Origin of the sequence: Lysobacter sp. ISL-50, assembly GCF_018612875.1 — a bacterium.
Lineage (GTDB): Bacteria > Pseudomonadota > Gammaproteobacteria > Xanthomonadales > Xanthomonadaceae > Lysobacter.
Window position 1 is genome coordinate 96,050 of sequence record NZ_JAGGRI010000027.1, and the last position, 11,504, is coordinate 107,553.

At 66.9% G+C, this 11,504-nt stretch carries 9 protein-coding genes; 3 read left to right on the plus strand and 6 right to left on the minus strand.

From position 1 onward, the window contains the following. Positions 1-100: 100 nt before the first annotated feature. The 6 genes from J7J50_RS16770 to J7J50_RS16795 all read right to left on the minus strand — a co-directional run bounded on the left by J7J50_RS16770 (position 101) and on the right by J7J50_RS16795 (position 7,475). On the minus strand, positions 101-3,127 hold the full coding sequence (locus J7J50_RS16770) for a TonB-dependent receptor (RefSeq protein ID WP_215060077.1): 3,027 nt from the start codon (positions 3,125-3,127) through the stop codon (positions 101-103). A gap of 101 nt (positions 3,128-3,228) precedes the next feature. Next, a complete protein-coding gene (locus tag J7J50_RS16775; RefSeq protein WP_343222530.1) occupies positions 3,229-4,284 on the minus strand; it encodes a LacI family DNA-binding transcriptional regulator in 1,056 nt (351 codons plus the stop codon). 187 nt (positions 4,285-4,471) lie between these two features. Further along, complete coding sequence (locus tag J7J50_RS16780; RefSeq protein WP_343222531.1) at positions 4,472-4,768, minus strand: BolA family protein; 297 nt, start codon at positions 4,766-4,768, stop codon at positions 4,472-4,474. Next, complete coding sequence (locus J7J50_RS16785; protein WP_215060081.1) at positions 4,765-5,064, minus strand: YciI family protein; 300 nt, start codon at positions 5,062-5,064, stop codon at positions 4,765-4,767. The genes J7J50_RS16780 and J7J50_RS16785 overlap by 4 nt, the downstream gene beginning before the upstream one ends. 152 nt (positions 5,065-5,216) lie before the next feature. Then, positions 5,217-6,548 (minus strand): peptidoglycan-binding domain-containing protein, encoded by a 1,332-nt coding sequence (locus J7J50_RS16790; RefSeq protein ID WP_215060083.1) that lies wholly within the window; start codon positions 6,546-6,548, stop codon positions 5,217-5,219. Between the two features lie 24 nt (positions 6,549-6,572). Next, positions 6,573-7,475 carry a hypothetical protein gene (locus tag J7J50_RS16795; RefSeq protein WP_215060085.1) on the minus strand — a complete coding sequence of 301 codons (903 nt, stop codon included), beginning with the start codon at positions 7,473-7,475 and terminating at the stop codon, positions 6,573-6,575. Between the two features lie 377 nt (positions 7,476-7,852). Between J7J50_RS16795 and J7J50_RS16800 the strand changes: the two genes are divergently transcribed. From J7J50_RS16800 to J7J50_RS16810, 3 genes are all read left to right on the plus strand, one after another. Next, entirely contained in the window at positions 7,853-8,773 is a 921-nt protein-coding gene (locus J7J50_RS16800) for a ScpA family protein (protein WP_057943149.1), read from the plus strand. A 177-nt stretch (positions 8,774-8,950) separates the two neighbouring features. Then, positions 8,951-9,958 carry an SMC-Scp complex subunit ScpB gene (gene scpB, locus J7J50_RS16805; RefSeq protein WP_215060087.1) on the plus strand — a complete coding sequence of 336 codons (1,008 nt, stop codon included), beginning with the start codon at positions 8,951-8,953 and terminating at the stop codon, positions 9,956-9,958. Beyond that, a partial coding sequence (locus J7J50_RS16810; RefSeq protein WP_215097514.1) for a pseudouridine synthase occupies positions 9,955-11,504 on the plus strand: 1,550 nt, incomplete at its 3' end. The genes scpB and J7J50_RS16810, both read left to right, overlap by 4 nt.

Consider the following 11,504-nt stretch of genomic DNA (forward strand, 5'->3'; position numbering starts at 1 on the left):
TTCGTGTGGAAGGTATCGATACAACCCAACAACATCCGCCGGCGCGATTGCGCCCGCGGGACGCGGCGCCGGCCGTCCAGCGACGGCCGGCGCCGGCGGTTTACCAGTTGAAGCCCATCGACAGCTTGAACATGCGCGTCGGCAGAGCGATGTTGTCGCGGCGCTCACCCAGTTTCTCGTTCGGATCGGTCTGGGTGCCGCGGTAGGTGTCGAAGTCGATGTAGTTACGCCAGTTGAAGACATTGAGCACGTCGCCGCGCGCCCACATCTTGAAGCCCGCGCCGGTGTCCCACTCCTTCTGCAACGCCAGGTCGAACTGCTTGAAGCCGATGGTGTTGCCCGGCGTGTACGGATCGAAGAAACAGGCCTTGTCGCCGTACTTGACGCAGTTCAACGATTCCTCGGCTTCCGGGCTGGCCAAGGTCAGCTTGCCCGACAAGGTCATGCCGTAGAAATCCATGATGCCGGTGGCGACGAAGCGATGCTTCGACACGCCCAGCGCGCGGGCGTAGCCCACGTTATCCAGGTTCGGATAGTCGAAGGTGAAGATGTCGGAGTTATTGCGATTCTCTTTAGCGTCGGTATAGGTATAGGCGAAGCTCACGCCCCAGCCCGACTCTTCCGAGAACGGCTTGTCCAGCGACAACAGCACTTGATTGGTCTTTGTCTCCACGGCGTTGTTGCCGATGAAGAATTTGCCGAAACCGGGCAGATTCTCGCCGAACGGCGCGCTGCCGAAGCTCACGCCGGGCGGATAGAAGCTGCCGTCCGGGCGACGATTGCCCAGCGCGAACAAGATGCCGTCGTGGCTGCGCACGTGCACCAGGGTCGCGGAGGAATTCCACTCCTGGCCGAACATCGCGAAGCCGTTGCGCATGCCGAGGCTGAACTGATCCGAATACGGCGTCTTCAGATCGTTGTTGAGCAGGAACACTTCGCTGCCCGCGTTCGGACGCTGGCGCGCCAGCGCGGCCAGGGTCTCGGGATCGAAGAAGCTCGGATCGAAGTTGAAGCAGTTGCCGGTCGGCGTGACCGTGCAGCTGTGGTTCGGCGAGTTGAACTGGTAGGTGATCTGCTGGAACGCCAGGCGGTAACGCTCGAACGACAGGTAGTCGAACTGGTTGCGGTTATACGAGCGGCCGGCGCCGCCGAAGATCACATGGCGCTCGTCGCCGTTGAGATCGTAGGAGAAGCCCAGGCGCGGCTGCCAGCCGTCCTTGAACGCCTTGCGGTTGTTGCCGGTGCTGATGTAGTCGTTGATGTCGTAGTCGACACCGGGCTGATGGATGTTGGAGAAGCCGTTCAAGGCCGCGACCAGGTTGGCCGGCGTGCGGAAGTCCTCGTAGCTCGGCGTGGTCTCGTAATCCCAGCGCAGGCCCAGGTTCAAGGTCAGGTGTTCGTTGACCTCCCAGTCGTCCTGCAGGTAGATGCCGAACTGCTTGTTGCGCGACTTCACGCTGGGCGGGAAATCGCCGGCGGAGCCGGAGAAGTTCACCTCGTAGGGCGTGGCGAAGTTGCGGATGTCGTAGCGGAACTGCGGCGAGTACGGCTGCTTCTCCATCGCGGTGATGTCGATCACCTTGTATTTCACGCCGGCCTTGACCGTATGCCCTTCCCAGCCGTTCCAGGTGAAGTCGTTCTGCAGCGCGTAACCCTTCTGGCCCTTGTCCTGGAAGTCGCCGCCGCCGCCGAAGAACAGCACTTCTTCCATGTCGGGGTTGTCCCGCGCCTCCTGGCCCTGCTTGGGCACGCGCAGCTGGAATCCGTTGGCCAGGGTCGCCGGACGCGGACCGAAGGTCGTGTCCTCATAGGTCAAGTGGGCGTCGTTGAGCCAGTTGGCCGCGCTGTACTGGTAGCGCAGGTCCAGACGGGTTTCTTCGCCGGCCTTGAGCGTGCCGTAATCGCCAAGCCGCGGGCCGCCGATGTTGGTCAGCTCGTCTTCCTTGCGGTACTTGGCGGTGAATTCGATCAGGTGGGCGTCGCCCGGGGTCCAGTCGATCTTGCCGAAATACAGGTCTTCCTTGAACGGCGCGCTGATGGACTGGCGCGCCATGTCCTGGAACTGCCCCGGCAGATCCTCGATGCGGTAATTGCGGCCGGGCGTGATCGCGCGCGGCGAGTTGTATTCCTTCGCCTCGTAGGTCACGAAGAAATGCATCTTGTCCTGGATCAGCGGGCCGCTGAAGGACGCGCCGTACTGCTCTTCCTTCTGCTCGGCCTTGGGCACCTCGCCCTTTTCCTCGCGCACGGTCTTCGACGCCCATTGATCGGAGGTGCGATCCCAGAAGAAGCTGCCGTGGTAATCGTTGCCGCCGGACTTGGTCACCGCGGTGATCGCCGCGCTGCTGAGTTGGTCGTACTCGGCCTTGTAGTTGGAAGTGATCACCTTGTATTCGGCGATGCCCAACTGCGGGAACGGGTTGCCGCGGCTGGAATCCTGGCCGGTGATGCCGCCCTTGAGCACGTAGTCCTTCTGGCCCACGCCATCGACATACACATTGATGCCGTTGCTGAGCTGGGCGCCGCTGCGCAGCGTGGTCGAGCCTTCGGTGCCGGTGGTGAACCGCACGCCCGGCACGATGTCGGCGAAGGCGAGGAAGTTGCGCGAGGCCTGCGGCAACGCGGCGATCTGCTTATTGCTGACGTAGGTGGCGATTTCCGAGGTCTTGGTTTCGACCAACGCGGTGGACGTCACCGTGACCTTGTCCAGATCGGTCGCCTCGCCCGCCGGCGCGGTCTCGGCCACGCCGCCGGTGGACAGATTCAGCGTCGCGGCCTGGCCGACGGCCACGGTCACGTTGCGGGTATTGGTCTGGCCGTCGGCGTTGACGTCGATGCGGTAGGTGCCCGGCGGCAGGCCGGCCAGGGTGTAGTTGCCGTCGGCGCCGGTCTGCGCCTTGCGGCTCAGGCCGCTGGTGATATTGGTCGCGGTGACGCTGGCGTTGGCGGCGGGACCGGCGTTGCCGCTGATCACGCCGCGGATGGTCGCGGCCGTGCTCTGCGCCAACGCGGCCGGCGCGGCCACCATCAGGCAGCTGGCCAGCGCGCAGGCCAGCAGGTTGCGGCCGGCGCCGATGCGCAGGGCGGATATGGGGCGGCGATCGTGTCGATTGTCATTGGGGTTCATCAGCGTTCCTCCCTCCAAGGAGCACGTACTGCAAGTGGCATTGATGTTGCGGCTTCGTTCTGTAATCGCTTACACGCACGACCAAATTTTTTTCGACGCGATCAGGCACCGCCCCCCCGGCGTACTCCCGACTCGCGCACGATCAATTCCGGCCGCAACGGTTCGCTGCGCCGCTGCTTTACCTCGTCGTCCCGCACTTCGTATTGCTGCGCGTCGAGCGCATTGGAATCCACGCTCAGGCGCGTGATCAGCAAGCGCGCCGCGCGCGCTCCCAACTGGGCGATATTGACCCGCATGGTCGTGAGCGTCGGGTGGACATAGCGCGCGAGCGGGATGTCGTCGAACCCGGTCACGGCGATGTCGCCCGGCACGTTCAAGCCGGCCTGCACCAATGAAAACAGGCAGCCCAGGGCCATCATGTCGTTGGCCGCGAACACCGCGTCGGGTCGTTGCGCGGCGCTGAGCAAGGTCTGCCCCGCGGCATGGCCGGAGGCTTCGTCGAACGCGCCCGGCAGCACCCACTCGCGCGCATCCGGCAGCAGCCGAGCCAGCGCCTCGCGATAACCGCGCAGGCGTTCGTGGGCGTCGAAATTGTCTTCCGGGCCGGCGATGAAGGCGATGCGGCGATGGCCGCTGGCGATCAGGTACTCGACCATCGCCTGGGCGCCGCCGTAGTTGTCCACGCTCAGCGACAGCACCTCGGGCGCGTCGCTCTGCGCGTTGATCAGCACGATCGGCAGCGCCGGCGCCAGTTCCTCGACGATGGAGGCATGCGCGGCGGCGTACGGCGACATCACCAGCAGGCCATCGACGCGCCCGCGCATGGCGCGCAAGGCGGCGACCTGCTCGTCGGGACGGCCGTGATAACTCGATACCAGCAGATGCAACCGGTGTTCGCGCGCGACCTGATCGACGCCGCGCACCAGTTCGGAGAAGAATTCGCCGTGCAGATCCGGCAGCACCACGCCCAGGGTCTGGGTGCGCCGGCTGCTCAGGCTGCGCGCGGCGGCATGCGGGGTGTAGCGCAGGTCGTTGGCGACGGCCAACACGCGCCGACGCACGTCCTCGGCCACGTTGCCGTGGCCGTTCAAGGTCCGCGATACGGTCGCCACCGACACTTGGGCCGCGCGGGCGACATCTTTGATCGTCACGCTCACCACTGTCCTGGCCGCCCCTCGCGGTTGGAAAGTGGGACGACTGTAAACGTTTTCAGGAACGAGTGTAAAGCGCTTGTTATGAAAACCGGTTAGGCCGCCGGCGTCGGCGAATTCGCCCGGCGCATCATGCTGCAGTGCGCAACGATGCGGCTCGCCGCAACACCGTTCGCGCATCGATGCGGCGGCTTCAGCGCGCGGCTTCGTCCGGTGTCTTCGCGCTGATCGCCAAGGCGTGGATGTCGGTGTTCATCAGCTCGCCGACCGCGGCGTACACGGCGCGATGGCGCGCGATCGGGCTCAGGCCGGCGAACGCGTCGCTGATCACCGCGACGCGGAAGTGCCCTCGTCCGTCCTGGGCGCCGGCATGGCCGGCGTGGCGATGGCTTTCGTCCTCGATCTCCAGCGCGGACGGCGCCAGCGCCGCTTCGATCGCGACGCGGATCGCTTCCACGCGCTGCTCGCGCGGCAACGGGCCTGCGCTCACGGCAGGACCTTGCGGAACGGCCGCACGTCCACGCGCGAATACACGCCGGCCGCGACATACGGATCGGCATCGGCCCACACGCGCGCGGCTTCCAGGGATTCGAACTCGGCCACGATCAGGCTGCCGCTGAAACCGGCCGGACCCGGATCTTCCGCGTCGATCGCCGGGCACGGGCCGGCCAACAGCAGGCGGCCGAGATCGCGCAGTTCGTGCAGGCGCGCCAGATGCGCGGGACGCGCCTCGCCGCGCTTGGGCAAGGCATCGGCGACGTCATAACCTTCGATCAGATACCACATGGCCAAGCCTCGACTTCGTAGCTGCGCAGGGAACCCGCATTGTAGCGGCGAGCGCGCGGCGCACGGCGATGCCGCTTGCGGCGATTGGCGGAAACAAGACGGCCCGCATCCATGATGCGGGCCGTCGAGCGCAGCGCAGCGCGATGGAGGGCTTACGCCACCATCGTGCGCGCCTGCTGCGGGGCCTGCTCGGGCGCGGCCATTTTCGGCGCGTCCTGCTGCAGTTTCTGGGTCGATTGCTCGACGCTCTGCTGGGTCGCCTGGGCGCGATCGACGAAGGCGCGCTGGTGGCTGGGATCGTTGAGCCCGCCCTGCACCGCGAACAGGCCGGTGCCGCTGGCGTTGGGCACGACGTGATCGATCTTGGTCAGGCCGCTGACGCGGGCGTCGTAGGTCAGCGTGGCCGCGGCGCGTTCGAGCTCCTGGTGGTTCTTGAAGCCGCCGAGCTTCTCCAGCCCGCCGACCGCCTGCTTGTACATCGCGTTGTCGGGATGCGCGGCGTCCGACAGCAGCGGCCCGCGCGTCGCCGGATCGGCCGAACGGGTCGGCTCGGCGTCGGCCTGCCTGGGCTGCGCGGTCTTCAGCGCCTTCAGCGTGTCCTTGCCGGCGATGCCGTCGTCGGTCAGGTGGTGATCGCGCTGGAAGGCTTCGACCGCGTCCTTGGTGCGCTGACCGAACTTGCCGTCGGCGACCAGAGGCTTGCCGTCGGCGTCCTTGTAGCCGAGCTGGCTGAGCTTTTCCTGCAGCGCTTTTACTTCCGGGCCGTGCTCGTCCTTGCGCAGGGTGCCGTCGGCCATGGGCGCGGCGGGCGTCTTGTCGTGATGCGCGGTGCCGGCGGGGGCGGTGTGAGTGACGGTGCCCTTGCCGGAGACATCGGTCACCTTGGCCGCGGCGGTGAGGTTTTCCGAATGCGGGGGACGCTTGTCCGTGCTGATCGTGCCGTTGTCCATGTCGCGGATGTAACGGTCCATCTGCGGCAGATAGCTGGCATTGATATCGATATGCACGTGCGGACCGAAGGCTTTCGGATTGCCCTTGTTGAAGCCGCCCTGCGGCGCCAGAGGCTGGCCGTATTCGACCTTGTCGCCGACTTCCAGCTTGGTCCCGCGCAGATCCAGATGACGATACTGGGCGATCATCTCGCGGCTGGGATCGGTGGCCGGCTTGTCGTAAAGCTGCACGATGCCGTTGGCCGGATCGATCTTGCCGATATAGCCGTTGGCCACCGACGGGACGGGCACGCTCTTCATGCTGCCCGACTGCAGGATGAAGTCCTTCGAGACATAGTGATCGCCGTCGCGGGACACCGTCGCCTTGCCGGCGTAGTTGCCCAACAACTCTTCGCGTTCGCCGTTCACCGTTCCATAGACGCGGCCGGATTCGTTGCCGCGGCTGGGATGGTGGCGCTCGATGTCGCCCAGATCGTGGATGTGTTCGATCGTGTTTTTCTTGTCGACGGATTCGACAATCGTGTACTTAGGCATCGCACTTCTCCTTGTGGATGAATCTCAGCGCAGCTCTTGGACCAATTGCCAGCAATTGTCCTTGTGCTGGAATACATAGGCGCCCGGGGCGCCGAATTTCTTGATCAGATCGTCGTTCGGCGCATATTCGGCCTTCGAGAAATTCATGCGCATGAAATCGCCCTGGTTGCGCAGGTCCAGCTCGACCCGGTCGTAGGGCGTGTCATCGTCCGCACGCGAAGGCTCGATGTAGGACCACATATTGTCGACCAATCCGATCTTGAACGCTCCGTTGCCCTGCACGGCCTCGCTGCCGAGCACTTTCTTGGGGTCGGCGTAGCTGCGTATCTCGATGGTCGGCGCGGTGTAGCGGGCGCGCACGTCCTCGCGGTTCACGTAATCCTGGAAGAACGACCAGAAATCGTCTTCGGTCTTGTTGCACGCGCCTTCGGTCAACTCGATCTTGCCGGCCGCGATCGCGGGCTGCGGCTTGCTCGCCTCCGCCGACGCAGCGCCTTGAGAGACGGCAGCGGCCTGAGCCGGCACAGCGGCGGGCGCCGCAGCGGCGCTCTCGGCCGGCGCGGGCGCCTTGCAGGCCGACAACACGACGACCAGCAAACTGGCCGCGATCCTTGCTTGATTCATCTGTATCCCCGGTTCCATATAGGCGGATGAAAGTCCCTCGCGGCAGTTTAGCGGCGCGGGCGGCCTGGCGATATCGCCCGCGAGTTCCCGTTCCGCACGGCGCCTGCAAGGTACCGGACCACCGAATCCGATCGCCGCAGGCGACAGAACCCCGGGCAATGTGTCCCGGCCGCGCCGATCAATTGCACTAATCCGCCCCGCCCGGCCGTCGCCGGCGGCCCGGCCGGACCGGTGCCCCGGGCGGCCCGGCTTGCCTGAACCGGGAACCGCGCCCCATCCGGCATTCATACCGGTGCTGGACACTGCCGCCCCCAGCCCTTACCCTAAACCTCAATTGCCGTCAGGCCGGATGCAGCAAACCCGTCGCGACCGGAACCCCACACCGTCGCCACGTCCGCACCCGTACTCTCCCGCACACCATCGGTGCGCCAGTACGCTTGCATCGCTGCAGTCCACCGGCCCGCGCCCGCAACCCTCGACGCCTTAGCCGCCACGCCCCGCGTGTCGCGCAGGCCGGGATCGTTCGGGCCAAGCACACGCCTTTAATGAGTGGTTCGTAGCACCCGTAGGGACGCTCCGATTCCGGTGGGTACGCCACCGGTCCGGCATTCCCGGTGCGGCCTTGTGCCGCACGCATCGTCGCAACAGCAGTGCCCACGGCCCGGAGGGGCCGGTTCCGAATGACCAACGAACCCGCGCCCGCCGCGACCGAACCCGCTACGGGGCACTTACCCGGCCCGACGACGCCTCAGCAGCAGGAAATGCCGCTGGCGGTGGTCCACGGCCAGCCGGTGCTGCAGATCCCGCAGGATCTGTACATCCCGCCGGACGCGCTGGAAGTCATTCTCGAAGCCTTCGAAGGTCCGCTGGACCTGCTGCTGTACCTGATCCGCCGGCAGAACCTGGACATCCTGGACATCCCGGTCGCCGAGATCACCCGGCAGTACGTCGATTACATCCAGGCCATGCACGAAATGCGTTTCGAGCTGGCCGCCGAATACCTGGTCATGGCCGCGATCCTGGCCGAGATCAAATCGCGGATGCTGCTGCCGCGCGCGCCGAACGAGGAAGGCATCGAGGAAGACCCCCGCGCCGAACTGGTCCGCCGCCTGCAGGAGTACGAGCGCTTCAAGAAGGCCGCCGAGGACATCGACAGCCTGCCCCGCCAGGACCGCGACACCGTGCCGGTGCAGGCCTACGTGCCGGACCGGGCCTCGGTGAAGCTGCCGCCGCCGGTGGAGTTGAAGGAAATGCTGCTGGCCCTGCACGACGTGTTCAAGCGCGCCGAGCTGTACACCCAGCATGCGATCAAGCGCGACGCGCTGAGCGTGCGCCAGCGCATGGGCGAGTTGCTCACGCGCATGAACGACGGCGTGTTCCACCGTTTCGAAACGCTGTTCACGGTCGAGGAAGGCCGGCTCGGCGTGGTGGTGACCTTCCTGGGGCTGCTGACCCTGGCCAAGGAGCAGTTGATCGAGATCCTGCAGGACGGGCCGCTGGCGCCGATCTACGTCAAGTCGCTGGCGCTGATGAAGGACCCGGACGAGATCGAGCTCAGCAGCGAGTTCGACGACGCCGCCAACGACGATCGCGCCCTGTGAGCGCCTGCGCCGGCCCGTCCGCGCCCCGGACCTCGCAAGCGCCCGGCGCGCCATCGCTGTCAGTCAGTCTTCGAAATCCACCCTTGCCGGGGCGGCCGCGCCGCACCGTTACGCGCCACGGTTGAACCGCTACACGCCCTTACGAATCCCGAATCCCCATTCCCGAATCCCGGTTACATGGACCAACACCTAGTCACCCGCATCGTCGAAGCCGCCCTGCTCGCGGCCAACCAGCCGCTGACGCTGGCGCAGCTGCACGCGCTGTTCCCGGAAGACCAGCCGGCCCCGGCCGACAGCGTCGAGACCGCGCTGCAGACGCTGGCCGAAGGCTGCGCCGAGCGCGGCGTGGAACTGGTCGAACTGGCCTCGGGCTTCCGCTTCCAGGTCCAGGCCGATGTCCATCCCTGGGTCGCGCGCCTGTGGACCGAGCGCCAGACCCGCTACACCCGGGCCACGCTCGAGACCCTGGCCCTGATCGCCTACCGCCAGCCGATCACCCGCGGCGAGATCGAACAGGTCCGCGGCGTCGCGGTCAGCAGCAACATCATCAAGGCGCTGGAAGAGCGCGAGTGGATTCGCGTCGTCGGCCACCGCGATGTGCCCGGCAAGCCGGCCCTGTTCGGCACCACCAAGGCCTTCCTCGACTACTTCGGCCTCAAGCGCCTGGACGAACTGCCGCCGCTGTCGGAACTCAAGGACATCGGCGAGCTGGAACCGCAGTTGTCGTTCGGCGGTGAAGCGATCGCCGCCGGCGGTATCGGCCACGGTAACGAAGACGCCGACGGTAGCGACGAGCAGGCGCCGGACGAATCCGACACCGGCGACGCCGATGCGCAAACCGCCGCGCGCCGCGCCGACGAACCGGCAAGCGAGCGCGGCGAAGTCAACGACGACGACTACGGCGATGAAGAAACCGCTGCCGAAGACGCTCCGGCCGATGCCGATGCCGATGCCGACGCCGATGCGGCAGCCCCCGAATCCGAAGCCGCCGGCGCGAGCGCCGACAGCGAAGACGACACCGAACACACCGAACACACCGTCCTTTCGGACGACCCCGATGCCGCGCCGGGCGAGCGCGCGGCGGACGCGAACGATCACGAGCAAGACCAACACGCCGTCGAGACGACGACCGTTCCGGAACTTGAGGCCGAGTCCGAAGACGACCGGCCGGAGCAACAGAAATGACTGACGAAAAACCCCGCAAGCTCTCATTGAAGCGCAGCGGCGACAGCACGGCCCCCGAAGCGCCGCGCTTGGAAGAACGCCTGCACAAAGTGCTCGCGCAAGCGGGCCTGGGCTCGCGCCGGGCGCTGGAGCAGCGCATCGCCGACGGCCTGGTGAAGGTCAACGGCGAGACCGCGCAGATCGGCGTGAGCATCAAGGGCGGCGACAAGATCGAGCTGGACGGCCGCAGCTTCGTCGCCAGCGCGCTGACCGAACCCTCCCGCGTGCTGATGTACAACAAGCCCGAAGGCGAGGTCACCACGCGCGAAGACCCCGAAGGCCGCCCGACCATTTTCGATTCCCTGCCCGCGCTCAAGGGCGCACGCTGGATCGCGATCGGCCGCCTCGACATCAACACCACCGGCCTGCTGCTGCTGACCACCGACGGTGAATTGGCCAATGCGCTGATGCATCCGTCCTTCGAGGTCGAGCGCGAATACGTCTGCCGCGTGCGCGCTCCCGAAGGCCAGGAGACGGTGCCGGACAACCTGGTCGATCGCCTCGCCCGCGGCGTCTCGCTGGACGACGGCCCGGCCAAGTTCGACGAGATCGAGCGCATCGGCGGCACCGATTCGCACGACTGGTTCCGCGTCGTGGTGAAGGAAGGCCGCAATCGCGAAGTGCGCCGCCTGTGGGAATCGCAGGGCTGCCAGGTCAGCCGGCTCAAGCGCATCCGCTACGGCACCGTTTCGCTGCCGCGCGAACTGCTGCGCGGCCAGTCGCAGGAACTGGTCAACGACAAGGTCGATGCCCTGCGCACCGAACTGGGCCTGGAAGACGGCACCCCGTCGGCGCTGACGCTGCAGCCGGTGATCGGCCAGCGCAAGGCGGCCAAGTCCACCGTGCACCTGTCCGGCGGCGAGCGCTCGGCCGGCTACGTCAGCGGCCACAACACCGCCGATGAAGGCCGCGAACTGCGCCGCTTCGACCACGTCCGCGAAGATCGCGGCGGCCGCGGCCGCGGCGGTCCGCGCAAGCCCGGCGGCCTGACCGTCAGCGGCGAAGCCGCCGCCCGCCAGTCGCAGAAGCCGTTCAAGCAGCGCAAGGAAAAGGGCGTCAAGCCCCTGCCCGACGGCAATCCGGCCGCGTTCCGCACCTGGTACGTGCCCGAAGGCGTCGAGACCGGCCCCAGCGGCCATCGCAATCCCGACGGTCGCGCCAAGAAGCCCTATGCCGGCAAGCCCGGCGGCGGCGCCGGCGGCAATCGCGGTCCGGGCGCCGGTGCCGGCGTCGGTCGCGGCCGTCCGCAAGGCGGCGGCTTCGGCGGCGATCGCAACGGCAACAGCACCGGCAACAGCCCCTACGGCGAACGCCGCGGCGGCGGCGGTCAGGGGCAAGGCCAGGGCCAGGGCCAGCGCAGCACGCGGCCCTACGGCCACCCGGGCAACGCCCCGAGCTTCCCGTCCGACCACGCCAACCCGGGCTTCAATCCTTACGGCAGCGAACGCCCCGCGCGCGGCAACGCGCCACGTCCGGCCGGCGGCAAGCCGGGCGGACGCCCCGGCGC